At 63.2% G+C, this 25832-nt stretch carries 20 protein-coding genes, 1 pseudogene and 1 riboswitch; of the genes and pseudogenes, 6 read left to right on the top strand and 15 right to left on the bottom strand.

Annotated features, from left to right (window positions below; genetic code table 11):
- The first annotated feature begins 103 nt into the window (after positions 1–103).
- Entirely contained in the window at positions 104–934 is an 831-nt protein-coding gene (locus tag ACSSU5_RS25270; protein WP_492560167.1) for an AraC family transcriptional regulator, read from the top strand.
- On the opposite strand, the gene ACSSU5_RS25265 is transcribed toward ACSSU5_RS25270, so the two are convergent.
- The 6 genes from ACSSU5_RS25265 to ACSSU5_RS25240 form a co-directional block, all read right to left on the bottom strand.
- Positions 862–2253 carry a sensor histidine kinase gene (locus ACSSU5_RS25265; RefSeq protein WP_492560166.1) on the bottom strand — a complete coding sequence of 464 codons (1392 nt, stop codon included), beginning with the start codon at positions 2251–2253 and terminating at the stop codon, positions 862–864. The genes ACSSU5_RS25270 and ACSSU5_RS25265 overlap by 73 nt on opposite strands.
- Complete coding sequence (locus ACSSU5_RS25260; RefSeq protein ID WP_264313107.1) at positions 2231–2911, bottom strand: response regulator transcription factor; 681 nt, start codon at positions 2909–2911, stop codon at positions 2231–2233. Before ACSSU5_RS25260 ends, ACSSU5_RS25265 begins: the two co-directional genes overlap by 23 nt.
- A gap of 158 nt (positions 2912–3069) precedes the next feature.
- Complete coding sequence (locus ACSSU5_RS25255) at positions 3070–4089, bottom strand: branched-chain amino acid aminotransferase (protein ID WP_264313108.1); 1020 nt, start codon at positions 4087–4089, stop codon at positions 3070–3072.
- A 125-nt stretch (positions 4090–4214) separates the two neighbouring features.
- The gene (locus ACSSU5_RS25250; protein ID WP_492560165.1) at positions 4215–5792 is read right to left on the bottom strand and encodes an ATP-binding cassette domain-containing protein; all 1578 of its coding nucleotides are present in this window, start codon (positions 5790–5792) and stop codon (positions 4215–4217) included.
- A 168-nt stretch (positions 5793–5960) separates the two neighbouring features.
- On the bottom strand, positions 5961–6320 hold the full coding sequence (locus tag ACSSU5_RS25245; protein ID WP_492560164.1) for a hypothetical protein: 360 nt from the start codon (positions 6318–6320) through the stop codon (positions 5961–5963).
- Entirely contained in the window at positions 6317–6694 is a 378-nt protein-coding gene (locus ACSSU5_RS25240; protein WP_264313111.1) for a VOC family protein, read from the bottom strand. Before ACSSU5_RS25240 ends, ACSSU5_RS25245 begins: the two co-directional genes overlap by 4 nt.
- A gap of 111 nt (positions 6695–6805) precedes the next feature.
- Positions 6806–7019: riboswitch (cobalamin riboswitch) on the top strand.
- A gap of 100 nt (positions 7020–7119) precedes the next feature.
- Here ACSSU5_RS25240 and cobW point away from each other — a divergent pair.
- From cobW to ACSSU5_RS25220, 4 genes are read left to right on the top strand one after another with little or no spacing between them, the layout of a single operon-like run.
- Positions 7120–8187, top strand: a complete 1068-nt coding sequence (cobW, locus tag ACSSU5_RS25235) for a cobalamin biosynthesis protein CobW (RefSeq protein WP_492560163.1) — start codon at positions 7120–7122, stop codon at positions 8185–8187.
- A gap of 3 nt (positions 8188–8190) precedes the next feature.
- Positions 8191–11952, top strand: coding sequence for a cobaltochelatase subunit CobN (gene cobN, locus ACSSU5_RS25230; protein WP_492560162.1), 3762 nt, complete (start codon positions 8191–8193; stop codon positions 11950–11952).
- Position 11953: 1 nt separating this feature from the next.
- Positions 11954–12955, top strand: coding sequence for a magnesium chelatase ATPase subunit I (locus tag ACSSU5_RS25225; RefSeq protein ID WP_492560161.1), 1002 nt, complete (start codon positions 11954–11956; stop codon positions 12953–12955).
- A gap of 53 nt (positions 12956–13008) precedes the next feature.
- The gene (locus ACSSU5_RS25220; protein WP_264313922.1) at positions 13009–13623 is read left to right on the top strand and encodes a VWA domain-containing protein; all 615 of its coding nucleotides are present in this window, start codon (positions 13009–13011) and stop codon (positions 13621–13623) included.
- 129 nt (positions 13624–13752) lie between these two features.
- Here ACSSU5_RS25220 and ACSSU5_RS25215 read toward each other — a convergent pair whose 3' ends face one another.
- Positions 13753–14019 (bottom strand): hypothetical protein, encoded by a 267-nt coding sequence (locus ACSSU5_RS25215; protein ID WP_013972506.1) that lies wholly within the window; start codon positions 14017–14019, stop codon positions 13753–13755.
- A 341-nt stretch (positions 14020–14360) separates the two neighbouring features.
- Here ACSSU5_RS25215 and ACSSU5_RS25210 point away from each other — a divergent pair, with 341 nt between their 5' ends.
- A complete protein-coding gene (locus tag ACSSU5_RS25210) occupies positions 14361–15683 on the top strand; it encodes a sigma-54 dependent transcriptional regulator (RefSeq protein WP_492560160.1) in 1323 nt (440 codons plus the stop codon).
- Between the two features lie 69 nt (positions 15684–15752).
- Here the strand turns inward: ACSSU5_RS25210 and ACSSU5_RS25205 are convergent, their stop codons facing one another.
- The 8 genes and pseudogenes from ACSSU5_RS25205 to ACSSU5_RS25170 all read right to left on the bottom strand — a co-directional run bounded on the left by ACSSU5_RS25205 (position 15753) and on the right by ACSSU5_RS25170 (position 25814).
- A complete protein-coding gene (locus tag ACSSU5_RS25205) occupies positions 15753–17753 on the bottom strand; it encodes a peptidase U32 family protein (protein WP_492560159.1) in 2001 nt (666 codons plus the stop codon).
- 168 nt (positions 17754–17921) lie between these two features.
- A complete protein-coding gene (locus tag ACSSU5_RS25200; protein WP_264313116.1) occupies positions 17922–18302 on the bottom strand; it encodes a RidA family protein in 381 nt (126 codons plus the stop codon).
- Between the two features lie 144 nt (positions 18303–18446).
- Positions 18447–19691 carry a saccharopine dehydrogenase family protein gene (locus tag ACSSU5_RS25195; RefSeq protein ID WP_264313117.1) on the bottom strand — a complete coding sequence of 415 codons (1245 nt, stop codon included), beginning with the start codon at positions 19689–19691 and terminating at the stop codon, positions 18447–18449.
- A gap of 31 nt (positions 19692–19722) precedes the next feature.
- On the bottom strand, positions 19723–20820 hold the full coding sequence (locus tag ACSSU5_RS25190) for a carboxynorspermidine decarboxylase (RefSeq protein WP_264313118.1): 1098 nt from the start codon (positions 20818–20820) through the stop codon (positions 19723–19725).
- 394 nt (positions 20821–21214) lie between these two features.
- Positions 21215–22151, bottom strand: a pseudogene (locus ACSSU5_RS25185) (IS110 family transposase).
- Between the two features lie 249 nt (positions 22152–22400).
- Positions 22401–23318: a pyridoxal-phosphate dependent enzyme gene (locus ACSSU5_RS25180; RefSeq protein WP_264313119.1), complete on the bottom strand. Its 918-nt coding sequence runs from the start codon at positions 23316–23318 to the stop codon at positions 22401–22403.
- A 15-nt stretch (positions 23319–23333) separates the two neighbouring features.
- Entirely contained in the window at positions 23334–24035 is a 702-nt protein-coding gene (locus tag ACSSU5_RS25175) for a helix-turn-helix transcriptional regulator (RefSeq protein ID WP_492560158.1), read from the bottom strand.
- Positions 24036–24107: 72 nt separating this feature from the next.
- On the bottom strand, positions 24108–25814 hold the full coding sequence (locus tag ACSSU5_RS25170; protein ID WP_264313121.1) for an amidase: 1707 nt from the start codon (positions 25812–25814) through the stop codon (positions 24108–24110).
- Between the last annotated feature and the right edge of the window lie 18 nt (positions 25815–25832).

Below are 25832 nucleotides of genomic sequence, written 5' to 3'. Positions count from 1 at the left end.
AATCTTCTGAGGTCGCGGCAGTGCGCCTTGACGCGTGAGGAATATGCCGAATCACGATTTGGCCCGCTTTCAATTCAAGGTCAAATCTAATTAAAATCGGGCCATGATATACACCGACGACACGCTATACGACGACACACATTGCGATGTGGTGGTGACGAGGAAGGCATTCGCCGACGGCGAACTGTTCCCGATGCACAGCCACCGTCGGGGTCAGTTTGCCTACGCAGCATGCGGCGTGATCACGGTTGCAACCGAATCAGGTAACTGGGCCGTGCCACCCTTGCGGGCCGTCTGGGTGCCCGCGCAACTGGCCCATGCCATGCAGATGCGTGGCCCCGTTACCATGCTCAATGCCTACATTCGCCCGCAGGCAGCCCAGCAGGTCGGCCTGCCTCGGCATTGCCAGGTATTTGCGGTTTCCCCGTTGGTGCAGCAGCTGCTTGAGAAGGCTGTCGAAGTGCCTGCCCATTACCCCCAGCAGGGGCGGGATGCCTGCTTGATGGGGTTGTTGTTGCATGAGATTGCCGACATGCCGGGGTTGTCGTTGAATGCGCCTATCCCCACAGAGCCGCGCCTTGCGCGTGCGTGCAAAGCGTTTCTGGCTGCGCCCTCACTGCAAACAGGCATCGACGGCATGGCGCGGCTGGCCAGCATGAGCCGGCGCACATTCACACGCCAGTTTCGCCTGCACACCGGGATCAGCTTTATCGAATGGCGCCAGCAGGCCTGCTTGCTGGACGGCGTGGTTCGGCTGGGCAAGGGTGAGCCGGTTACGCGCGTTGCGATGGCGCTTGGGTACAGCAGCCCGAGCGCCTTTGCGACAGTGTTCAAGCGCGTGCTGGGCGAGGCGCCCAGCCGCTACTTCGACACCCCAACCCATGGGCAATGCAGCAGCAGCTTCGCGCCGCCCAGCTCGCTGGCACCCACCTGAAGGCCAAACCCATGCAGATCAACGATCGCGGCAACGATCGACAAACCCAGCCCGAAGCCCGGATGGCGGTGGCCTTCCTCGCTGCGATAGAACCGCTTCAGTACCGCAGTGCGTTCCTCTTCAGGGATCCCCGGGCCGCTGTCCTCGATTGCGATATGCAGGCCCTGGTCGTCCTGCGTCGCCAAAACGCGCACGCGGCCACCTTCTGGGGTGAACTTGATGGCGTTGCCCACCAGGTTGGCCAGCGCCTCGAACAGCAGTTCGCGGTCACCGTGCAGCGCCGGTAGCTGCGCGGGCTGGTCAAGCTCCAGGCGAATACCGCCATCCTCGGCCAGGGGCAGATAGAAGTCGTGCAGCTCCACCAGCAGCTCATGAGGGTCGAGTTGCACGAAGCCTGCACGGCGCTGACGGTCTTCCAGTTCACTGATGCGCAACAGGCCGCGAAAGCGCGCCATCAAGGTGTCGGTTTCGCCAATCGCCTGGTCCAGCGCCTCGGCCTGCGCCGAATCGGCGTCACTCTGCTGGCGAATGCGGTACAGCTGGGCGCGCAGGCGGGTCAGCGGCGTACGCAGGTCGTGGGCAATGTTGTCGCACACCCCTTTGACCTCGTGCATCAACCGCTCGATACGATCCAGCATGGCATTGACGATGGCGGCCAGCATGTCCAGCTCGTCGCGACGGGCCGACAGTGGCAGGCGGTGGGTGAGGTCGCCCGCGACGATCAGCTCGGCCTGGGCCTGAATGGCGTGGATACGCTTGAGTGGCCTGCGCCGTAGCAGGTACCAGCCGGCAAACCCGGGGATCAGGGTCAGGGAAATGCCCCACAGCAACGCATCCAGGATGATGCGGGTAACGACGAACAGTGAGCCATTGTCGCGGAACAGCACCAGCCAGCGGCCGTCCTGCACCTTGATCGCCACCGCATCGCAGCTGTCACGCGGCATGTGCGGGTCGTCCGCATCCAGGCAGCGCTTGAGTTCATGCACCTTTCCGTCCATGCCAAGCTCCGGCGGAATGGCACGGATACGCCCGCCGATCGGGTTGAGCTGAGCGTCGAACAGGCCGTAGGCGTCGAAGGCGCGCTCTTCGAAGGCCTGGCTGGCAATCAGCGCGTCGTCCAGTTGCTTGCCGCTCATGTGCGCGAACAGGTGCTGGCGCTGCAGCATGGAGTGGCGGGTGAGTTTGTTCAGGTAGCTGGAAACCTCGAAGTACAGCACGCCCATGAGGATGCTACTCCAGGCCACGAACAGAAAGCTGTACAGCGCCAACAGGCGGCTGGTCGAGGAACTCCAGCCCTTAGACGGGTTCAGCAATGGCATAGCCGGAGCCCCGTACCGTACGGATCAGCGGCGATTGGCCGGGTGAGTCGATCTTCTTGCGCAGGCGGCCGATGTGGACGTCGATCAGGTTGGTGCCCGGGTCGAAGTGATAGCCCCAGACCTCTTCGAAGATCATCATCCGCGTGATGACCTGGCCGCTGTGGCGCATCAGGTATTCCAGCAGCTTGTATTCGGTGGGCAGCAGGTTGAGCGTGTGCTCGCCGCGCCGCGCCTCGTGGCTGATCAAGTCCAGTTGCAGATCGGCGACTTGCAGGCGGGTCTGGGTCATGGGCACGCTGTTGCGGCGCAACAGCACTTCCACCCGGGCGGCCATCTCGTCCGAGGCGAATGGCTTGGTCAGGTAGTCGTCACCCCCGGCACGCAGGCCGCGCACCCGCTCGTCGACGTCGGACAGGGCGCTGATCATCAGGATTGGCGTGGCGATCTTGAGGCTGCGCAGGGTGGTGACGATAGTCAGGCCATCGACTTCGGGCAGCATACGGTCCAGGGTAATCAGGTCGTAGCCACCGGCAATCGCCTTGGCCAGGCCTTCCCGGCCATTGTCGGCCCAATCCACGTCCAGGCCGTGGCTGGTGAGTTCGGCGACGATTTCCTGGCCGGTGACGGCGTCGTCTTCGATGGTCAGTACGCGTGGCATGCTGGTTCCTGGGCGGCGAGTAGAGACTTGATTGTGCCAAAGAATAGACAAACGGCGATTTAAGAAAAATTCATCTGGCGGGTCGCAGCCGAGCAAACGGCCAAAAAAAGGGGCATGCCATCGTCTGGCATGCCCCTTTTTCAGGCTGTCGCAGTGCCTCAGGCGACTTTGACGATCCAGCCTGCCGGTGCTTCGACGTCGCCGCTCTGGATGCCGGTCAGCTCGTTGTAGAGCTTCTGGGTGACCGGGCCGACTTTTTCCAGGTCATGGAACACGTGCAGCTTGCCGTTGAACTCGATACCACCGATCGGGGTGATCACTGCAGCGGTGCCGCACGCACCGGCTTCGATGAAGCGGTCGAGGTTGTTGATCTCGACATCGCCTTCGATCACTTTCAGGCCCAGGCGCGAGGACGCCAGTTCCATCAGCGACAGGCGGGTGATGCCTGGCAGCACGGAGGCCGATTTCGGCGTGACGAACTCGTTGTTGGCGGTGATGCCGAAGAAGTTGGCCGAACCGACTTCCTCGATCTTGGTGTGGGTCAACGGGTCGAGGTAGATGGCATCGGCGAAGTTCGCCTTCTTGGCTTCGGCGCCCGGCTGCAGGCTGGCGGCATAGTTGCCACCGACCTTGGCCGCGCCGGTGCCTTGCGGGGCGGCACGGTCGAAGCTGGAGATCTGGAAGTTGTGCGGCTTCATGCCGCCCTTGAAGTACGAGCCAACCGGGATGGCGAAGATCGAGAAGATGAACTCGGGGGCGGTGCGCACGCCGATGTTGTCACCGGTGCCGATCACGAACGGGCGCAGGTACAGGGCGCCTTTGCCATGCGGTGGCACGAAGTGCTCGTTGGCCTTGACCACTTGCTTGCAGGCCTCGATGAACACATCGGTCGGCACGTGCGGCATCAGCAGGCGGGCGCAGCTGCGCTGCATGCGTGCGGCGTTCTGGTCCGGGCGGAACAGGTTGATCGAGCCGTCCTTGCAGCGGTAGGCCTTGAGGCCTTCGAAGCACTGCTGGCCGTAGTGCAGGGCAGTGGAGCCTTCACTGATGTGCAGTACGTTGTCGTCGGTCAGGGTGCCTTTGTCCCATTCGCCATTGCGCCATACGGACAGGTAGCGTTTGTCGGTCTTGATGTAGTCGAAACCCAGCTTGTCCCAGTTAATGCTCTCGTTACTCATGACACCCTCGATTGTCTTGCAGATGCCCGATCGCTCGGGCTGCTGTTATATGCGCACGACGCCACGATAATACATCCGTCGCGGATCGGGAACGGCCAGTCACGAATTGCTGGGCGCTGATGCACTCAAAGATGCCAGTAATCATCCAGCGCGAGCCTTTCGAGCAGCACCGCATCATGGGAAACCACCACCAGCGCCCCCCGAAAATGCCCAAGCATGCATTCCAGCGCGGCTAGTGACGGCAAGTCCAGATGGTTACCGGGTTCATCCAGCAGCAACAGGTCCAGCGGCCGTTCGCGGTACAGCACGGCAGCCAGTGCGGCCTTGAGCCGTTCACCGCCACTGAGCAGGGCGCTGGGCAGCTCAACACGCACCGCATCAAGGCCCAACTGCGCCAGCCGGCTGCGCAATTCACTCTGTGCCAAGGTCGGGTTGGCCTGGCGCAGGTGGTCGAGCACGGTGGTTTGCCCCGATAGCACGCTGCAATGCTGATCGAGCAAGGCCACTTCGCCGCTCAGGCGGACGATGTCGGACGGCACGGTCAAATCGCCATTCAGCACGCGCAGCAAGGTGGACTTGCCACTGCCGTTGGCGCCGACCAGGCCCACACGCTGGCCCACGCACAGCCGCAGGTTCAAGGGTTTGCTGTTGCCATGCGGCAGACGCAGTTGTTGCAGAGCCAGTACTTCCCTCCCAGGGTGACGTTGAGGGGTCGGTGCATGCAGGATGATGGTACTGCTCTGTTCAACTTCACGGGCTGCATCACGGACGTGAACTTGCAGGGCCTGTAAGGCTTCGCGATGGTCGCGGCGCTGTTTGCCAGCCGTGGCCTGGCTGCGCTCCTGCTGACGATCCAGCAGAATCTTCGCCTGGTTTGCGTGCTTGGCCTGGCGCCCGGCGCGCGCCTGGTGGCGCTCAAGGTCTTCGCGCTGGCGCTGAAGTTCGTGGGCGTGACGTTGGCGCTCGTGTTTGAGTCGAGCAAGTTGCTGCTGTGCCAATTCCGTTTGTTTGGCTTTTTGCGTGGCATAGAGGCTGAAGTTGCCCCCGAACGCCTGCAAACCGAGGCTGGACAGCTCGACGATACGCGACATGTGTTCAAGCAGGCTGCGGTCGTGGCTGATAACCAGCAAGCCTCGGTCCCAGGCCTGGATCATGGTCAGCAACTGCGCGCGGGCCTCGGCATCCAGATGATTGCTCGGTTCGTCCAGAATCAAATAGTCGGCGTCGCTGAGCCAGGCACCGATCAAGGCCACGCGCATGGCTTGGCCACCGCTGAGGCTGCGGGTCGGCTGGTGCCAGTCGAGCTGGCCGAGGCCCTGTCGGTCAAGTTGCAACTGGAGTTGCTCGCGTATATCCCAGCGCTCACCTACTGTGTCGTAATCGACTGGATCGACGCTGCCCTGTTCAATGCGCTTCAACGCCGCGATCACCGTACCTGCCTGGGCAAGGTCGGCTACCGTGGCGCTTTGCTGGATGACCTGTTGATTCAGGTGATGGATGCGACCATGCCGAAGGCAGCGCCCGCTGCTGGGCTCGCGCTGGCCGGCCAGGATCTGTCCGAGCAGGCTTTTACCCACGCCATTGCGCCCGACCATGCCCGTACGGCGCTGATCGAACGATTCGCTGAGATCGGAAAACAACAGCTTGCCGTCAGGCAAAGCCAAAGAGACGCTGTCCAGCGTCAGGATCGACGTATTCGTCATGCACAACTCCACTCATGCCGCGACATCTCCGGAGCGAACCGGAGGCTGAAGACTGGCCGTCGAAGGGACGGCGGCATCAATGGCGCATTGGACGAATACCTCGTAGGAGTGGAAGCAGGATCGTATCGGACCGGCGAAGGCAGGTAAAGCGCCGCCCGCCGCTAGGCCTCAGCGCCCCCGCAGCCGTTTGCTCCAATCCCCGCCGTGGCTGCGGCTGCACGCCTCTTCACTGTCAAAACGCACGTGCCAGGCCAGGTGGTCCAGGCGAACCCCTACGTCATCAAGCGCCTGGCCGGTCAGCGCCAGCATGCGCGCCTTGGCATCCCCAGCCAGTGCGGTGGATTTATCCGCCTCGCGCTCGAACACCCAGGTGATGCGCAAGCTGGCGGGGAAGCTGTCGGGGTCGAGGTGGTGGGTGAGCCAGCTGAACCCGACGATTTCTGCCTTGGCTGTTTCGCAGGCCTCCGTCAGGCAAAGCACCAGCTCACGTTCCACGCGCGCTATCTCGCGCTTGCCCATGGCCTTCACTGGGTGGCCTCGTCGTCGATCTGCTGACAAAAGCGCAGGCGGTTGCCGAACGGGTCGTAAACCTGCATCTGCAGGCCCCAGTCCAGGCGCTCGGCCTCGGGGCGGGCGTAGCCATAGCGCTTGGCCTGCAGCTCGCGTTCGAGGGCGCGCAGGTCGTCGATGCGGGCGAACACGGTCGAGCCGGGGGTGGCATCGCCATGGTGTTCGCTAAGGTGCAGGATCAGCCCGTCGCGGTGTATTTGCGCGTACAGGGGCAGTTCCGGGCTGAAGCGGTGCTCCCAGTCCAGGCTGAAACCGAGAAAGTCGAGGTAGAACTCTTTGGCCTTGTCGACCGAAAAAATACGCAGTACCGGGATGGCGGGGGCGAGCGGCATAAGGCGTCCTTGGCCGTTGGCGAAGGTGCAACTGTAGCGCAGTTGTGCCGTTGCTTGCGCATCTCTGGCCGCTTGGCGGGCGGCAATGGTTGACCACCTGCCAGCCACTGCGTAGCCTTGCCACTTCGAGGTTCTTCGGCCAGGCCGAAGCTAAGACGGGAACGCGGTACAAGCCGCGGCTGCCCCCGCAACTGTAAGCACCGACAACGGGTCGACACAGCCACTGCGCAATCACGCGGGAAGGCGTCGTGCCCTCCAGCCCTGCTATTTATCGCGCGGCGGGTACGGTGCGAGCCAGGAGACCTGCCTCGAAGCGATTTCGACTTTCAACCGGGCGGGGTGATCCGGTGGCGAACAAGCCCGGCCGACCTGGCCCGTGGCTTTCGTCCTGCATGCCCGCGCCATCTTGCCAAGGGCATCGCGACATGAAAACACTGGCCAAACTCCCCGTCACCATCGTTACCGGCTTCCTCGGTTCGGGCAAGACCACCTTGCTCCGCCACATGCTCGACAACGCCCAGGGCCGCCGTATTGCGGTAATCGTCAACGAATTCGGCGAATTGGGCATCGATGGCGAAATCCTCAAGCAGTGCAGCATCGGCTGCACCGAGGAAGAAGCCAGCGGCCGCGTTTACGAGCTGGCCAATGGCTGCCTGTGCTGCACCGTGCAGGAAGAGTTCTTCCCGGTGATGCGCGAGCTGGTGGCCCGCCGTGGCGACCTCGACCACATCCTCATCGAAACCAGTGGCCTGGCGCTGCCAAAACCGTTGGTACAGGCCTTCCAGTGGCCGGAAATCCGTAACGCCTGCACCGTCGACGCGGTCATCACCGTAGTCGACAGCCCGGCTGTGGCGGCTGGTACCTTTGCCGCCTACCCGGACCAGGTGGACGCACAGCGCAAGCTCGACCCCAACCTGGACCACGAGTCGCCGCTGCATGAACTGTTCGCCGACCAGTTGGCCAGTGCCGACCTGGTGGTCCTGAACAAGGCCGACCTGATTGACGCCGAAGGCCTGGCCAAGGTGCGCGCCGAGGTGGCCGAAGAGCTGCCGCCTGCCGTCAAGGTGGTCGAGGCCAGCAGTGGTCGCCTGCCACTGGAGGTGCTGCTGGGTGTTGGCGCCGAGTCCGAGGCGCATATCGATGGCCGTCGTACCCACCACGACTCGCACCACGATGGCGATGATCATGACGATCATGACCACGACGCCTTCGATTCGATCTCCATCGACCTGCCCGAGGCGGACGAAAGCCTGTTGCTCGATGCCCTGACCCAGTTGGTGGTCGAGTTCGGTATCCTGCGCGCCAAAGGCTTCGCGGCCATTCCGGGCAAGCCGATGCGCCTGCTGGTGCAAGGTGTGGGTACCCGCTTCGACAAGCACTTCGACCGCGCCTGGCGCGCCGACGAGCCGCGTATCACACGCCTGGTGCTGATCGGTCGGGAGCTGGACGCCGTGCAACTCGAAGCGCGCCTGCGCCAAGCCCTGGGCGCCTGACCCATGCACCTGCTGCGGACCCAGCCCGGCGGCTTCGTGCCGGATGACAGCATCGCCGACCTCGGCCAGACCCCCGCCGACCTGGTGATCCTCTGCAGCGGTGATTCACACCTGGCATTGCTCGCCGACACCGCCGAGCAACTGCCTGAGGACTACCCCAGCCTGCGCCTGGCCAACCCGATGCAGGTGCAGAACCATGCCTCGGTCGACCTGTATGTGGACGAGGTACTGCGCCATGCCAAGGTCATCCTGGTGTCGTTGCACGGTGGCGTTGGCTACTGGCGCTATGGCGTCGAGCAGTTGGTTGCCCTGGCGGCCCGTGGCGTGCAGCTTATTCTGGTGCCGGGCGACGACCGCCCGGACCCGGAGCTGACCGGCCTGGGCACGGTGACCGGCGATCAGGCCGAACGCCTCTGGCACTACCTGCGCCAGGGCGGCAAGGCCAATGCCCTCAACCTGTTCAACTGCCTGGCCAGCCAATGGCTGGGCCGTGACTATGGCTGGGACGAACCGCAGCCATTGCCCCGCACCTCGGTGTATCACCCGGCCAAAGGCAGTGCACTGCTTGAGGACTGGTACGCGCAGTGGCACCCGGAGCACCCGGTGGCGCCGCTGCTGTTCTACCGGTCACACCTGCAGGCGGCCAACACCGCGTTCATCGACGTCTTCTGCGAACGCTTGCTGGCGGCGGGGCTCAACCCCTTGCCGATTGCCGTGGCCAGCCTCAAGGAAAGCGCTTGCCTGGAACAGGTCGAGGCCTGGCTGGATGAGGTCGGCGCCGAGATCCTGATCAATACCACAGGGTTTGCCCTGTCCAGCCCCGAACGCCCCAACCTGCGCCCGTTTCGCCGCGACATCCCGGTGTTGCAGGCTATTTGCGCGCAAGACAATCAAACCGGCTGGGAGGCCAGTGAGCAGGGCCTGGGCGCGCGTGACCTGGCCATGCACATTGCCTTGCCGGAGCTGGACGGGCGCATCATCACGCGCCCGGTCAGCTTCAAGGACATGGCCTGGCGCAGCGAGCGCAGTCAGTCCGACGTGGTCTGCTACCGCGCCCACCCCGAACGCATGGATTTCGTTGCTGAACTGGCCCGGCGCTGGGTAGCGCTGGCCCGCCTGCCCAATGGGCAGAAGCGCGTAGCGCTGGTGCTGGCCAACTACCCGACCCGCGACGGCCGGATTGGTAATGGGGTGGGGCTGGACACACCGGCGGCCGCCTTGAACATCCTCCAGGCACTGCAGGCCGAAGGTTATCCGTTGGCTGACCTGCCCGGCACTGGCACGCAGTTGATCCACCAGTTGCTTGGCGGCGTGACCAATGACCTCGACCATCTGGATCAGCGCCCCTGCGCGCAGAGCCTGAGCCTGGATGACTATCAGGCCGCTTTTTCGCGCCTGCCTGAGGCCAATCGCCAGGCGGTGCTGGAGCGTTGGGGGCCACCCGAGCAAGACCCGATGTACCGCAGTGGTCGGTTGATGGTCGCGGGCCTGCGCTTCGGCCTGACCTTCGTCGGCATCCAGCCGGCGCGGGGCTACCAGGTCGATCAGAGCGCGGTGTATCACGACCCTGACCTAGTACCGCCACACGCTTACCTAGCGTTTCATTTCTGGCTGCGTCATGCCTTTGCTGCCGATGCGGTCATCCATGTTGGCAAGCATGGCAATCTGGAATGGCTGCCCGGCAAGGGCGTGGGCCTGTCTGCGCAATGCTGGCCGGACGCATTGCTCGGCCCGCTGCCGAACATCTACCCGTTCATCGTCAACGACCCGGGTGAGGGCGCCCAGGCCAAGCGCCGGACTCAGGCGGTGATCATCGATCACCTGATGCCACCACTGACCCGCGCCGAAACCTACGGCCCGCTGCGTCACCTGGAGCAATTGGCCGACGAATTCTATGAGGCGCAGCTGCTTGACCCGCGGCGAGCCCGCGAGCTGCAGCGCGACATTCTCGAACTGGTCAAGGCCAACCACATCGACCGCGAGTTGCAACTGGAAGGGCAGCTGGACGATGCCGCCGTGTGGCTGCCGCGTCTGGACACCTACCTGTGCGACCTGAAGGAATCGCAGATCCGCGATGGCTTGCATGTGTTTGGCCAGTCGCCCGAGGGGCGGCTGCGGCTGGACACCTTGCTGGCCTTGCTGCGCGTGCCGCGCGGCGACGGCCGGGGCGGCAATGCCAGCCTGTTGCGCGCACTGGCCAAGGCCCTGGTGCCGGGCTTTGACCCGCTCGATTGCGACCTCGGTCAGCCTTGGCAGGGGCAGCGCCCAGAGCCTTTGCAGGCGGTGAACGACGCGCCCTGGCGCACCTGTGGGGATACCCGCGAGCGCCTTGAACTGCTGGCCCTGCAGGTGATCGAGCAGGCGTTGGGCGGCACGTCGGCACTGCCCGCCGTGAGCGAATGGCAAACGGTGCATGAGGTGGTGCAGGCGCTGTGTGAAACGGTGGCGCCGAGCCTGGACGCCTGTGGCGCGGCCGAAATCAACGGCCTGCTGGCGGCCCTGGCTGGCCGCTTCGTCCCGGCGGGCCCCAGTGGCGCACCCAGCCGCGGGCGCCTGGATGTGCTGCCCACCGGTCGCAACTTCTATACCGTGGATGTGCGCAACCTGCCCACCACCACGGCCTGGCGCCTGGGGTTCGCCTCGGCGAACCTGATTCTTGAGCGCCACTTGCAGGACCACGGCGACCACCTGCGCCAGCTCGGCTTGTCGGTCTGGGGGACCGCGACCATGCGCACCGGCGGTGACGATATTGCCCAGGCGATGGCTTTGATGGGCGTGCGCCCGGTGTGGGCTACCGGCAGCCAGCGGGTCGACGATTTCGAAATCCTCCCGCTGAGCCTGCTGGACCGCCCACGGGTCGATGTGACCTTGCGCGTTTCGGGGTTCTTCCGCGATGCCTTCGGCAACCTGATTCGCCTGTTCGATGCCGCAGTGCAGGCCGTGGCGGCGCTGGATGAGCCCGATGACCTCAACCCGCTGGCAGTACGGGTGCGCAACGAGCGCGAAGCGTTGCAGGCGCAGGGCATCGACGCCGAGCAGGCCGCTCGCCAGGCTGGCTGGCGGGTGTTCGGGGCCAAGCCCGGTGCTTATGGCGCGGGCGTACAAAACGCCATCGATGGCCGTTTGTGGCACAGCCGCGACGACCTGGCCGAGGTCTATCTCAACCACGGCGGCTATGCTTACGGCGCCAGTGACGAGGGCACCCCGGCTCGCGCCCAGTTCGCCCACCGCCTTGGGCAAGTCCAGGCCGTGCTGCAGAACCAGGACAACCACGAGCACGACCTGCTCGACTCCAACGACTATTACCAGTTCCAGGGCGGCATGCTGGCCGCTTCGGAAACCTTGTCTGGCACGCCGGTGGCCAGTTATCACGGTGACCACAGCCAGGTCGATCGGCCGCGTATCCGCACCCTCAAGGAAGAGCTGAACCGGGTCATCCGTGCCCGTGCGCTAAACCCCAAGTGGATCGACGGGGTGAAGCGTCACGGCTACAAGGGGGCCTTCGAGATGGCCGCGACGGTCGACAACCTGTTCGCCTTCGACGCCACCACGCACCTGATCGACGACCATCATTACCAGTCCCTGGCCGACGCCTACGTGCTCGACCCGGCGACCCGCGACTTCATGCGCGAGCACAACCCCGAGGCCCTGCGCGACCTTACCGAGCGCCTGCTGGAGGCCCAGCAGCGCGGCCTTTGGGAGGCGCCTGGCGACTACCGCGAAGCCCTTGAGGCACAGTTGCTCGACGGCGAGGAACAGGCTTGAAATGAGTGAACCCGTACAATTTCCGCTGGCCGCCGTGGTCGGTGCCGATGAGCTGAAACTGGCCCTGTGCCTGACTGCTATCGACCCGAAAATCGGCGGCGTGCTGATCGAAGGCCCGCGCGGCATGGCCAAGAGTACCCTGGCTCGTGGCCTCGCCGACGTGCTCGGCGAAGGCCCGTTCGTCACCCTGCCACTGGGCGCGAGCGAGGAGCGCCTGGTCGGCACCCTCGACCTGGACGCTGCGCTGGGGCAGGGCAAGGCACAGTTTTCGCCGGGCGTGTTGGCCCAGGCTGATGGCGGCGTGCTGTACGTGGATGAGGTCAACTTGTTGCCCGACACCCTCGTCGACCTGTTGCTCGACGTGGCTGCCAGCGGCACTAACCGTATCGAGCGCGACGGCATCTCGCACCGGCACAGCGCCCGTTTTGTACTGATTGGCACCATGAACCCGGAAGAAGGCGAATTGCGGCCGCAGTTGCTCGACCGTTTCGGCTTGAACGTGGCCCTGGAAGGTTTGCCAGAGCCGCAGGCGCGCCAGCAGATCATTCGTCGTCGCCTGGCGTTCGACAGCGACCCGCAGGCCTTCTGCGCGCAATGGGCCGCTGCCCAGGCGCAGTTGCGTGAGCGCTGCCAGCAGGCGCGTCACGGCCTTGCCCAGATAGCCCTGGACGACCAGGCCCTAGCCTGGATCACCGAGCGCTGCTATGCCGCAGGGGTCGATGGCTTGCGTGCGGACCTGGTGTGGCTGCGCGCTGCCCGCGCACACTGCGCCTGGCGTGGGGGCGTGGCCATTGAAGAAGCCGATGTCGACGCGGTGGCCGAGTTCGCCCTGCGCCATCGCCGTCGGGTCACGCCTGCGCAGCAGCCGTCTTCGCCGCCCCCGCAGGCAAGCGAGCAGGGCGCAAATAACCAGGGCGGGCAGGGTGACTGGGGTGCGCTGCCACCTCAGCCGGTGGCCACTGGCGCACGCCGCGAGGTGCCGAACTGGGCAAAAAAGCCCTGAGCATCCGCCAGCGACCTGCCCAAGGGACGGATGCCAGACCACGCACGGGGAAGCTGCCAGGCGCCAGCCGTGGCCGCGCGCACAGCGCCGCCACGGGCCGGGTTGCCTGGTTGCCGACTTTGCTCAAGGGGCGGCCACGGCTGCGCGACGACCTCTGCTGGCAACAGCGTAAGGCCCAGGCTAACGAGCTTTGGCTGGTAATCGTCGATGCGTCTGCCTCAACCCGCCGCCACCAGGCGCTGGCCCAGACCAAAGGCTTGCTGGCGGCGTTGTTCGACCAGGCATACCGCCAACGGGCCCGTCTGGCCTTGCTGACTGCCAGCGGGCAGACGCCACAGTGGCAGCGTCACGGCCTGAAGGCCTCGGCAGCCCTGCAGCCATGGTTGCAAGCGCTGGGCGCCGGTGGCGGTACGCCGTTGATCGCTGCACTGGAGCAGGCACGGCAATGGCTGCAGACGCGGCAGCAGGCGCACCCCAACGAGGCGCTGCGCTGCCTGGTGTTCACTGATGGCCGACTGCAGCACTGGGATGCCGTGCAACCCATGCCGTGTGCGACGCTCTTGGTCGACATGGAACTGGCGCCCGTTCGCCTGGGGCGTGCGCAACGATTGGCAGAACAGCTGCAGGCTGATTACCAGCACCTTGAGCATTTCAAGGTCGTGGATTGAATAACGGCGGAGTGTGATACTGCGACACGATGTCGCAATAAAGAGTGTCGCAATAAAAAGTTGCCAGGACAGCAACCGGGAAGTTGTACAAGTGCGTGACAGGGCACGCACTTGGAGGGGCAATCGATATTACTTTGGCATCGACCAGGGTTGCAGGTCATAACCTTTTTCGCACAATTCGGCGCGCACTTCCTCGATCAGGCTGGCCCACTGCGCAGGGTCGGAATAAATGCGCGAGGACACTTGTTTGCTGCCGATGCGGGTGCTGGTCCGGTCGATCACTGCCAGGCTTAGCTCACCAGTACCATTGGGTGCATCCCAGGCTACGCACTGGAAAGGTTCGAAGGCGTGGTCGGCAATCAGCAGTGCTTCGTTGACACGGAGCGGGGCATTCATGGTTCGGTCTCTCTATGGTCCCAAACATCGAAGTGAGTCCGCGTTGCTTTTAAGTCGCCTCAATTATCGCGAAGTGCAGCGCGGGGTTATGTGTACTGATGCTCGTTGTCCGGGGGCAAGTCACACTTTGGATGTAAAAAAATTTGTCAGGGTCGAATCCGTGCTTGCCTGCGCCGCCATGTGATGTCGATAAAGTGCGAAAATTCCCGTCACACATTGTAAAAAAATGAGTCGGCAGACAGACGGTACTGGGCACCGTCAAGTTCGTTGCTACTGTTAATTGGGCGCCACAACTTGCTGTTTTACTTCATAAAACCAAACACTGGCGCCAAGGATCGGTCATGCAGCAACCCGCTTGCCAACGCCGTTTGCTCATCGTCGACCCCTGCGACGACTGCCACCGCCTACTGCCGGGCCTGCGCAGTGCCGGCTGGGATGTGGACAGTTGTGTCCTCGGCGCCGCGCTGGAGCACACCTGCGATGTTGGCCTGCTGCGCTTGCAGGCATCGCACCTGCGCCATCCTGACGCCGTGAAGGACATGATCAAGCGCAGCAATACCGAATGGATAGCCGTGCTCAGCGCCGAGCAATTGCGCATGCAGAACGTGGGTGACTTCGTTTGCGAATGGTTTTTCGACTTCCATACCTTGCCGTTTGATGTTTCCCGCGTGCAGGTTACCCTCGGGCGGGCGTTTGGCATGGCGCGCTTGCGCGGCAAGGGGGCGGCGCGGGTCGATGAGGCCACCCATGAGCTGCTGGGTGAAAGCCGACCGATTCGCGAATTGCGCAAACTGTTGGGTAAGCTGGCGCCCACCGAGTCACCCGTACTGATCCGCGGTGAGAGTGGCACGGGCAAGGAGTTGGTGGCGCGTACCCTGCATCAGCAGTCACAGCGGCGCGATCAACCGTTTATCGCAATCAACTGTGGGGCGATCCCCGAGCACCTGATTCAGTCCGAGCTGTTCGGGCATGAAAAGGGCGCGTTCACCGGCGCTCATCAGCGCAAGGCAGGGCGTATCGAGGCCGCCCATGGCGGTACCCTGTTTCTGGACGAGGTCGGTGATTTGCCGTTGGAGCTACAGGCCAACCTGCTGCGCTTTCTGCAGGAAAAGCACATTGAGCGGGTCGGCGGCAGCCAACCGATCCCGGTGGATGTGAGGGTGCTGGCGGCAACCCACGTGGACCTGGAAAAAGCCATCGAACAGGGGCGCTTTCGCGAAGACCTGTATTACCGGCTCAATGTGTTGCAGGTGGTGACCGCGCCGTTGCGTGACAGGCATGGTGACCTGTCGATGCTGGCCAGCCATTTTGCGCATTTCTATAGCCTGGAGACCGGGCGCAGGCCGCGCTCGTTCAGTGACCATGCCTTGGCGGCCATGGGCCGGCATGACTGGCCCGGCAACGTGCGCGAGTTGGCCAACCGGGTGCGGCGCGGGCTGGTGCTGGCTGAAGGGCGGCAGATCGAAGCGCAGGACCTGGGTTTGCAGACCGAGCAGGAACAGCCGCCGCTGGGGACGCTGGAGGAATACAAGCACCGGGCAGAGCGCCAAGCCCTGTGTGATGTGCTGAACCGCCACAGTGACAACCTGAGCATCGCGGCGAAGGTGCTGGGGATCTCACGGCCAACATTCTATCGGCTGTTGCACAAGCACCAGATTCGCTGAGCTGAGTGACCAGCGATCGCCGCAGGGCAGCCCACCCTGTGGGAGTGGGCTACCTCATGCGCCGCCCGATCAATGCGGTGCGCGCGGGATGGTCTTGAGCAGGTCTTCCGGGCTGATGTGCCCCACCACTTGAGCCACCGCGCTGCCGGGTGTCGGCAGGTCGATGATGTGGCTCTTCATCTTGCCGACCACGTGCATTTCACACGGCTTGCAGTCGAACTTCAGGGTCAGTACTTCATCGCCCTGAATCAACTGCATCGGCGCGACTTTGGTGCGCACGCCGGTGACGCCCTTGGCCTGCTTGGGGCACAGGTTGAACGAGAAGCGCAGGCAGTGCTTGGTGATCATTACCGGCACTTCGCCGTGCTCTTCATGGGCCTCGTAGGCCGCGTCGATCAATTGCACGCCATGACGGTGGTAGAAGTCGCGGGCCTTCTGGTTGTACACGTTGGCCAGGAACGACAGGTGCGACTCTGGGTAGACCGGCGGCGGCGTGGTTTCGGCCTTGCGCCCGCCACGCGGGTGCGCCTTGACCCGTGCAGCGGTCAGCGCTTCGATGGCTTCGCGGCGCAGGGCTTTGAGTTGCGAGTTGGGGATGAAGTACGCCTGCGGTGCATCCAGCTCGATGGCGTTGGCGTGGTACTGGGTGGTGCCCAGCTGGCCTAGCAGGTCGTGCAGTTGCTCCAGTGCCTGTTGCGGCTTGTTGGCTGCGCCGAACGGGCCGTCCAGGGCTACCTGCACACTGACACCTTCCTCACTGCTGACCGTCAGCATCAGGCGCTGCTCGCGCAGTACCGCGTGCCACTCGACACCCACCCGGCGCTCGGCCGAAGTGCGCTGCAAGGCTTGCTGCCAGTTGTGGTCGAGGTTGCGCGACAAAGGATGGTTGGGCCGTAGCTTGTACAGGCCATCGGGCATTTCGTTGGGCTCGACGCGGTAGCGGTAGCGCTTCTGGCCGTCTTCCTCGAACTCGCCACGTGGCTCGGCGATATTGGCGCGGAAACCCACCACTTCACGCTTGACCTGCACGTTGAGGCCATCGCCATTGCTCAGCGGCACCTCGGTGGTAACCAACATGTCACGCTTGTTGACCTTTTCCACCACGCCCACCGGCAAGCCGGTGAAAGTAGGCGAGTCGAAGGCACCGATGTCGATCTTGCGGTCGCTGACGAAGTAGTCAGTGCTGCCGCGGTGGAAGGTTTTGTCCGGGTCGGGGACGAAGAAGTGCTCGGTACGGCCGCTCGACGCGCGGGCCTGGTGCGGGCGGTCTTCGAGAATGGCGTCGAGCTCTTTGCGGTAGTGGGCGGTGATGTTCTTCACATAGCCCATGTCCTTGTAGCGGCCCTCGATCTTGAACGAGCGCACGCCGGCATCGACCAGGTCGCGCAGGTTGGCGGTCTGGTTGTTGTCCTTCATCGACAGCAGGTGCTTCTCGAAGGCAACCACGCGGCCCTGGTCATCCTTGAGGGTGTAGGGCAGGCGGCAGGCTTGCGAGCAGTCGCCACGGTTGGCGCTGCGCCCGGTCTGGGCGTGGGAGATGTTGCACTGGCCGGAGAAAGCCACGCACAGCGCGCCGTGGATGAAGAATTCGATGGCGGCGTCGGTTTCGGCGGCGATGGCGCGAATCTGCTGCAGATTCAGCTCGCGGGCCAGTACCAGCTGCGAGAAGCCGGCCTGGTCGAGGAACTTGGCCCGTTCCAGGGTACGGATGTCGGTCTGGGTGCTGGCGTGCAGCTCGATCGGCGGAATATCCAGCTCCATCACCCCCAGGTCCTGCACGATCAGGGCATCGACGCCGGCGTCGTAGAGCTGATGGATCAGCTTGCGCGCAGGCTCCAGCTCGTTGTCGTGGAGGATGGTGTTGATGGTGGTGAACACGCGTGCATGGTAGCGACGTGCGAACTCGACCAGTTCGGCGATTTCGCTGACTTCGTTGCAGGCGTTATGGCGCGCGCCGAAGCTCGGGCCGCCAATATAGATGGCATCAGCGCCGTGCAGGATCGCTTCGCGAGCGATGGCCACGTCACGGGCAGGGCTGAGCAGTTCCAGGTGATTCTTTGGAAGGGACATGTCGTTATATTTTCGGGCGGTCACGGTTTAGGCGGGCATTGTAGCGGTGAAACGGGTTGGTGGCATCCCTACGCTGCTTAGAGGTGGTATGCCAGGTTGTAGGAGCGGCCTTGCGTGGCGAATGGGACGCAAGGCCGCTCCTACGAGGCTGGGCGCAATCTGCTGGGGTCAGCGCTTGGCAGCCATCGCAGTGACTTCCACGCGCATGCCTTCAACAGCCAGCGAGGCCACGCCAACGGCGGCGCGTACTGGCCACGGCTTGCTGAAGAAACGCTGGTACACCTCGTTGAACGCTGCACGTTCAGCCATGTCGGTGAGGTAGATGGTCAGGTGCAGCACGCGGTCCATGCCGCTGCCGGCTTTTTCCAGGGCCACTTTCAGCGCCTGCAAGGTGCATTCGCTCTGCGCAACGATGTCGCCCAGTTCGAGGCTGCCATCGGCGCGCGTGGGGATTTGGGTGGAAACCAGCACGCCGTTGTATTCGGCGACGTCGGACGAAATGGAGTCGGCGTCCGGGTCGGGGGTGTAGGTGATGTCTGTGTTTGCCATGGGAGCGTTTGCCTTGCTACGGAAGGAAAGCGGCAAGCGTACGCGAGCAGGCGGCAGGGGTCGAGCCGTTCGGGCATTGCCACGTGTACCGCTGGCAGATGCACAAAAAACAGGGCGCCTGATAGGCGCCCTGCGGGGTGTTGCTTAGGCTTCAGCGTCCCACGGACGATCACCTTTTTCATCTTTGACGCGGGTCGGCAGGCCCATCACGTCCAGCGCCTTGAGGAACGGCTCGGCTGGCAGTTCTTCAACGTTGACCATGCGCTTGGCATCCCACTCGCCACGGGCGACCAGCAGGGCGGCAGCCACTGGCGGTACACCGGCAGTGTAGGAAATACCCTGGCTGTCGGTCTCGGCAAAGGCTTCTTCGTGATCCGCTACGTTGTAGATGAACACTTCGCGCGGCTGGCCGTTTTTGGTGCCCTTGACCAGGTCACCGATGCAGGTCTTACCGGTGTAGCCCGGGGCCAGGGAGGACGGGTCAGGCAGCACGGCCTTGACCACTTTCAAAGGCACCACTTCCAGGCCTTCGGCAGTCTTGACCGGCTGCTCGGAAAGCAGGCCCAGGTTTTTCAGCACCGTGAACACGTTGATGTAGTGCTCGCCGAAGCTCATCCAGAAACGCACGTTCGGCACGTTGAGGTTCTTCGAGATCGAGTGGACCTCGTCGTGACCGGTCAGGTACAGGTTTTGCGAGCCTACGACCGGCAGGTCGTCGGTACGCTTGACCTCGAACATGGTGTTGCTGGTCCACTGGCTGTTCTGCCAGCTCCATACTTGCCCGGTGAACTCGCGGAAGTTGATTTCCGGGTCGAAGTTGGTGGCGAAATACTTGCCATGCGAGCCGGCATTGACGTCGAGGATGTCGATCGAATCAATGCGGTCGAAGTATTGCTGCTGCGCAAGTTTTGCGTAGCTGTTCACCACACCCGGGTCGAAACCGACGCCGAGAATGGCTGTAATGTTCTTTTCTTGGCACTCTTCGAGGTGTTTCCACTCGTAGTTGCCGTACCAGGGCGGCGTTTCGCAGATTTTGCCTGGTTCTTCGTGAATCGCGGTGTCCAGGTAGGCAACACCGGTATCGATGCAGGCACGCAGCACCGACATGTTGAGGAAGGCAGAGCCCACGTTGATCACGATCTGCGATTCGGTCTCGCGGATCAGTGCTTTGGTCGCCTCGACATCGAGCGCGTTGAGCGAGAAGGCCTGGATGTCGGCGGGTACCTTGAGGCTACCCTTGGCCTTGACGCTGTCGATGATGGCCTGGCATTTGGAGATGTTCCGCGACGCAATGGCAATACGACCGAGTTCGTCGTTATGCTGCGCGCACTTGTGGGCCACCACCTTGGCGACACCTCCTGCACCAATGATAAGAACGTTCTTCTTCAATTTATCCCTTGCTCCTTACTGAAAGCCGGTCTTACGACAGGCTGGAAACGTAGTCTTCGAAACCGAACTCGCGCACCACCTCGACACTGCCGTCGAGCTGCTTGACCACGATGGATGGCATTTTCAGACCGTTGAACCAGTTTTTCTTGACCATGGTGTAGCCCGCCGTGTCGATGAACGACAGGCGATCGCCGATGGCCAACGGACGATCGAATTGGTACTCGCCGAAGATGTCACCGGCCAGGCACGATTTGCCGCAGACCATGTAGGTGTGCTCGCCATCGTTGGGGGCCATCTTGGCGTTGAGGCGGTAGATCAGCAGGTCGAGCAGGTGTGCTTCGATCGAACTGTCGACCACGGCCAGGTGCTTGCCGTTGTACAGGGTGTCGAGCACGGTCACTTCCAGCGAGGCGCTGTTGGTGATGGCGGCTTCGCCTGGCTCCAGGTAAACCTGTACGCCGTAAGTTTGCGAGAAGGCTTTAAGGCGCGCGCAGAACGCATCGACGGCATAGTCTTCGCCGGTGAAGTGGATGCCGCCACCGAGGCTGACCCACTCGACCTTGTGCAGCAAGTGGCCGAAGCGTTCTTCGATGTGGGTGAGCATCTTGTCGAACAGGCCGAAGTCGCCGTTCTCGCAGTTGTTGTGGAACATGAAGCCCGAGATCTGCTCGATGACCTTCTCGATCTTCTCCGGGTCCCACTCACCCAGGCGGCTGAACGGGCGCGCCGGGTCGGCCAGCAGGTAGTCGGAGCTGCTGACTTGCGGGTTGACGCGCAGGCCGCGGACTTTGCCTTCGGACTGTTCGGCAAAGCGCTGCAGCTGGCCGATCGAGTTGAAGATGATCTTGTCGCAGTTCTCGAGCATTTCCTCGACTTCATCGTCGGCCCAGGCAACGCTGTAGGCGTGGGTCTCGCCGGCAAACTTCTGGCGGCCAAGCTTGAGCTCGAAAAGCGACGAAGAGGTGGTGCCGTCCATGTATTGCTGCATCAGGTCGAACACCGACCAGGTGGCGAAACATTTGAGGGCGAGCAGCGCCTTGGCACCGGAGTGTTCACGCACGTAGGCGATCTTCTCCATGTTGCTCAGCAGCTTGGTTTTATCGATGAGGTAGTACGGCGTCTTGATCATTTAAAGGCCCCCGGCAAGGCCGGCCAAAAAAAGGACACGCATTGTGCCTTCACTCGCTACAGATCGAAAGGGCGAGATGCGCTTTTCGTCAGGCTCGCTGGAAATTTCCCAGGTGCGTGAGGCTCATTAGAACAGGCCTGTGTGACTATCCTGATCTCAGGGGCGTTTTTTTATCCCATCCCATTGGAACAGTTTGTTGCGCCCAGAGGCTTACTCGATTGACTGCGCTGGCCCCTTCGCGGGCAAGCCCGCTCCCACAGGTTCTCCACTAACCTTAAGAGCAGTGGGGTAACGGTGGGAGCAACTGTCTTCTTGTGGAAGCTGGCCTTGCCGGTGATGGGGCGCGTAGCGCCCCAGGCCCGGCTGTGCCGGGCATCGCCAGCAAGGCTTGCTCCTACGAATGAGCTATTTGCTCCTTCCAGGGCGTTCCGGTCTTGAGCATCGCATTTAGCCTCACTATCAATACTCGCATACACGCCACCACCGATACTTTCGCGCACTTCCCCTGGGCTCGCAGTGCTTTGTAGCGCTCGCAGAAGTCCTTGTTGTGCCGTATCACCACCCAGCAGGCCATATAGAGCGCCCGCCTGACTTGTGAGCGTCCCCCCCCAGATTGAACGCTTGCCCGACTGCTTGCCGCTGTCCTGATTGAACGGCGCAACACCGACCAAGGCGGCAATTTCCTTCTTATCCACCTGGCCCAGCTCTGGCAGCAAGGCCATCAGCTTTCCGGCAGTAATCAGACCAATTCCTTTGACTTGAGTGAGCTGTTTAACCCGATCATCAGGCAAAGCTGCTGCCTGCTGTGCGATCTCTTGTTCCAGCGCTTGAATTTCACCCTTCAGATAGGCGATGTGTTGTTCCAACCGCAAACAAACACTGGGAGCCCGCGCCTGCTTCAGGCGCCGCTTGTCATCGTCGCGCTGTTGGACGAAGCGATCCCGCTGCATAAGCAGTTCGCGCAGCAAGGCCCGCTCGGGTGTCATCACCTGGCAAGGCCGTGGGGGCATAACTTCAGCCAGGTGAGCCAAAACCGCTGCGTCAATGGGATCGGTCTTGGCGCGTTTACCCATCGACTTGGCAAAGTCCCGGGCACGACTGGGATTGATCCGGCAAACCGGAAAATCGGCATCCTGCAGCGCTTTGAGGACATTGCACTCGTAGCCACCGGTAGCTTCGAGCAAGACCATTGAAACTGCATACCCGCCAAGCTTTTCGACGAGCAGTTGGAATCCCTTCAAGTCATTGGAAACACTGAAGTTCACCCCCTCAGGGCGGATGTGAACAGCAAGTGTGGCACTGGAAACATCGATGCCGACAGAGGAAGACATGGCCAAACCCTCTTAAACTCAAGGAGTGAGAGCGCTTTGGCTTGGCCCACGCTTGTGATTCGAGATTACGCCCCTCATCCAACTGTTCGGGCTCTCGCCAAAGTGGAACGGTGAATGGCAGCTTTTGCTCCCACACGTGCTCTGGGCACCTCGGGCTATCAGCTTGCCATTCACCGCTCTCACTTCAGATTCTATTCCCTCTCCAAGACACAAGCGGGCTTGCCCGCGAAAAGGCCGGAACAGGCAACCTCAATCGACTTGCTGCAACCAATCCTGAATCTGCGCCAGTGTCGCCGTGGCGCCCCCGCAAACCACTATCAGCACATTGTTGTAATTGGCCAACTTCTCGGCTTCGTAAGCGACCGCCAATGCAGCACCACACGCGGGCTCCACCAATACCCGATGATCGAGCAAGAAGCGCTCGCAGGCTTCCAGTGCGGCACGGTCGCTCACCAGATGGCTGTGCAGCGGATGGTTACGCGCGCATTCCAATGCCTGATCGGCAACCCGCTTCGCGCCCAGGGAGGTCGCCACCGAGGCGATGCGCTCCAGTTCGACCGGGTGGCCCGCCTGCATGGCGGCGTGCAGCGAGGCGGCGCCGGTGGTTTCTACCGCCAGTACGGGGACGTCACCCCAGCCATTGCGCTTGAGGCCCTCGACCACGCCGCTGAGCAAGCCACCGCCGCCGACCGATAGCACCACCGCATCGGGTTTGAGCCCGCTTGCGGCCACTTCGTCGATCAGGCTGGCATGCCCGGTCCACAGCAGTGGGTCGTCGAAGGGATGAATAAAGGCATCGCCACTGCCGAGCAGGGTCTGAGCCAGTTCATTGGCCTCCTGCCAGGAGCTGCCGTGCACCACCACCTTGGCGTCCTCCAGGCGCAACAGTTCCTTGGCCCGTTCGGTAGTGGTTTCAGGTACCACCACGGTCACCGGCACACCTAGTTTGCGCCCGGCATAAGCCACCGCCAGCCCGGCGTTACCCCCGGACGACGAGACAAAATGGCGCGCCCCCCGGGCATGGTGGACTTCACAGGCATGGCCCACCCCGCGCAGTTTGAACGAGCCACAGGGCTGCAGGGCATCGAGTTTGAGCCAGACCGTACGGCCAGCGGCCAGTGACAGGGGGCGGGATTCGATCAGGGGCGTCTGGATATGCAAGGTCATGGCGTGCTCCACAGGTCAGTCTTCACGGGCAACCGAGGGGCTCTCGCCACGCAGTTGCTCCAGGTAGTTGTAAACGGTGTATCGGGTCACGCCGAGGGCGCTGGCGGCCTTTTCCACGCCGCCCTTGACGATGAACAGGCCACGCTCCTGCATGACCCGCACGGCCTCGACCTTGGCTCGCTTGTTCATGCGGCCCTGGCCACTGCGCAGCAGCGAGTCGTGGATGATTTCGCTCATCAACAGTTCCATGTCCGCCGGTTCGCTGGTGGTGGTCGATGCCGGTGAGGCGCCCAGTGGCTGGAGTTGCTGCAAAAAGCTCAAGGCGGCGTCCAGCCCGGTGACGTCGGTGTTGACGCAGAGGCTGGCAAACGGGTGGCCGGTGCTGTCGCGGAAGATGGCCGTGGCGCTGCGCAGGGTGCGGCCCTTGAGCGTGGTGGGGTAGTCGGGCAATACCACAGGGTTGCAGCCGCGCTGTTCGACGGTGGCCTGCATCAGGGCCTTGAAGCCTTGGTCCTGTTCCGGTGCGGCGAGGATCGGGCTGCCGACCACGCGACCGGAGAGGTGGCCGTTGACGACCGCCACAACGGAGTGTTCCGGGTGGTCGAGATCGTGCAGGAGGATTTCCATGTTGCGCGCGGCAACACTGCCCAGCGCCTCGATGGCGGCCTTGAGAACGGTGAGGGTGAGCGTGCGTTCTTCAGGTGGGGAGAGCGGCATGGAAATATCGCCAATTTCAACGGTTTGTGCATTTTTGCACATAAAGTTGAAATTGGCGATGCGGTGGCGCGTTTATGCGCCCAGTGCTGGGGTGCGCGGCGGGATCATGCGGCGCGAACCGGTTGCCTCGAAGGCTGCGCCAAAGCTCAACAGGGCATTGTCGCTATAGGCGCGGCCAGCGAAGGTCAGCCCCACTGGCATGCCGATATCGGCCATCACGCCCATCGGTACAGTGACGGTTGGCACGCCCAGATGACGGATGGCAAGGTTGCCGTTGGCCACCCAGATGCCGTTGCTCCAGGCGATGTCCGCCGAAGCCGGGTTGATGTCGGCATCCGCCGGCCCTACGTCGGCCACGGTCGGGAACAGCACCGCGTCCAGGCCCAGGTTGTCCATCCAGTCTTCCAGGTCCAGTTTGCGGGTATGTTCCAGCCCGCGCAGGCCGTCGGGCACGGTCTCGATCTGGTCCCAGGTCTTCAGGCCGCGCTTGGCCATGTTGACGTACTCGTCCATGCCCGCTGCCAGGTCATCCTCACGGTTGGGCAGGGTGCCGGGGTCGTGCGGGAAGATCTTCGGCCCATCGACATCGGCCAGGCGGTTGAGCTTGGGGTCGTCGTTGGCCCGCAGGAAGTCATCAAAGGCCCAGCCCGACAGCTCCCACAGTTCGTCATGGAGGAATTGCGAGCTGACGATGCCGCGGTTGTACACGGTCGGGGCGCCAGGGCGGTCGCCCTCGCAGTTGGAGACCAGCGGGAAGTCCACTTCGAGCACTTCGGCACCGGCCGCTTCCAGGGCCTGGCGCGCCTGCTGCCACAGGTCGATGACGCTGTCGCGGGTGTTGATGCGCTGGCCGGTCGGGCCGCCAATACCCGGTTTTTCGGAGGTGCCGGCCTCTGGGTCGGCATTGATGTACATGCGCGGCACGCCAAAGCGTTTGCCCTTGAGTGCGCTGGCGTCCACGGCGAGGTCCAGGTACGAAGCCGGGCGCACGGTAGAGGCGGCCGGGATCGGCACCCACGGCTGCAGGCGCCACAGGTCGCCGCGCTTGTCGGCGTCATCGGCAACCACGACGTCGAGAATTTCCAGCAGGTCGGCCATGGTGCGGGCATAAGGCACCACCACGTCCATGGTCGGGGTCAGCGGCCAGTTGCCACGTACCGAGATCACCCCGCGCGAGGGGGTGTAGGCGCACAGGCCGTTGTTCGACGCAGGGCCACGGCCGCTCGACCAGGTTTCCTCGGCCAGGCCGAAGGCGCTGAAGCTGGCGGCCGTCGCGGTACCGGCACCGTTGGACGAGCCGGAGGCGAAGGGCGCAGTCAGGTAGCTGGCGTTATACGGGCTTTCGGCGCGGCCATAGACGCCACGCTGCATGCCCCCGTTGGCCATGGGCGGCATGTTGGTCTTGCCCAGGCACACGGCGCCGGCTGCACGCAGACGCTCGATGGTGAAGGCGTCGCGCTGGGCTACCAGGTCCTTGAAGGCCGGGCTGCCAGAGGCGGCGGTGAGGCCTTTGACCAGGTAGCTGTCCTTGGCCGTATAGGGGATGCCGTCGAGCGGGCTCAGGGGCTGGCCCTTGGCGCGGCGCGCATCGGAAGCTTCGGCCTCCTTGAGTGCGTCTGGGTTGCGGACCACCACGGCGTTCAGTGCGGTAGCGGTGTCGGCTCCATCGTAGGCGTCGATGCGCGCCTGGTAGGCCTTGACCAGCTCGACCGCTGTCGTGCGGCCCGACTCGAGCGCGTCGCGCAGCTCGGCAATGGAAACCTCGGTTACCTCGATCATGCGTTCACCAAAAAAGAG

The organism is Pseudomonas sp. E1MeOHC2 (assembly GCF_058745025.1).
This window is presented reverse-complemented; position numbering and strand designations above follow the sequence as displayed.

Coding starts and splice junctions, on each gene's coding strand:
- ACSSU5_RS25175 (WP_492560158.1), bottom strand. CDS start 24,035: ATGCCGCTCTCCCCACCTGAAGAACGCACGCTCACCCTCACCGTTCTC.
- ACSSU5_RS25240 (WP_264313111.1), bottom strand. CDS start 6,694: ATGCCGCTCGCCCCCGCCATCCCGGTACTGCGTATTTTTTCGGTCGAC.
- cobN (WP_492560162.1), top strand. CDS start 8,191: ATGCACCTGCTGCGGACCCAGCCCGGCGGCTTCGTGCCGGATGACAGC.
- ACSSU5_RS25200 (WP_264313116.1), bottom strand. CDS start 18,302: ATGGCAAACACAGACATCACCTACACCCCCGACCCGGACGCCGACTCC.
- ACSSU5_RS25250 (WP_492560165.1), bottom strand. CDS start 5,792: ATGACGAATACGTCGATCCTGACGCTGGACAGCGTCTCTTTGGCTTTG.
- cobW (WP_492560163.1), top strand. CDS start 7,120: ATGAAAACACTGGCCAAACTCCCCGTCACCATCGTTACCGGCTTCCTC.
- ACSSU5_RS25225 (WP_492560161.1), top strand. CDS start 11,954: ATGAGTGAACCCGTACAATTTCCGCTGGCCGCCGTGGTCGGTGCCGAT.
- ACSSU5_RS25210 (WP_492560160.1), top strand. CDS start 14,361: ATGCAGCAACCCGCTTGCCAACGCCGTTTGCTCATCGTCGACCCCTGC.
- ACSSU5_RS25205 (WP_492560159.1), bottom strand. CDS start 17,753: ATGTCCCTTCCAAAGAATCACCTGGAACTGCTCAGCCCTGCCCGTGAC.
- ACSSU5_RS25180 (WP_264313119.1), bottom strand. CDS start 23,318: ATGACCTTGCATATCCAGACGCCCCTGATCGAATCCCGCCCCCTGTCA.
- ACSSU5_RS25260 (WP_264313107.1), bottom strand. CDS start 2,911: ATGCCACGCGTACTGACCATCGAAGACGACGCCGTCACCGGCCAGGAA.
- ACSSU5_RS25170 (WP_264313121.1), bottom strand. CDS start 25,814: ATGATCGAGGTAACCGAGGTTTCCATTGCCGAGCTGCGCGACGCGCTC.
- ACSSU5_RS25215 (WP_013972506.1), bottom strand. CDS start 14,019: ATGAATGCCCCGCTCCGTGTCAACGAAGCACTGCTGATTGCCGACCAC.
- ACSSU5_RS25255 (WP_264313108.1), bottom strand. CDS start 4,089: ATGAGTAACGAGAGCATTAACTGGGACAAGCTGGGTTTCGACTACATC.
- ACSSU5_RS25270 (WP_492560167.1), top strand. CDS start 104: ATGATATACACCGACGACACGCTATACGACGACACACATTGCGATGTG.
- ACSSU5_RS25190 (WP_264313118.1), bottom strand. CDS start 20,820: ATGATCAAGACGCCGTACTACCTCATCGATAAAACCAAGCTGCTGAGC.
- ACSSU5_RS25265 (WP_492560166.1), bottom strand. CDS start 2,253: ATGCCATTGCTGAACCCGTCTAAGGGCTGGAGTTCCTCGACCAGCCGC.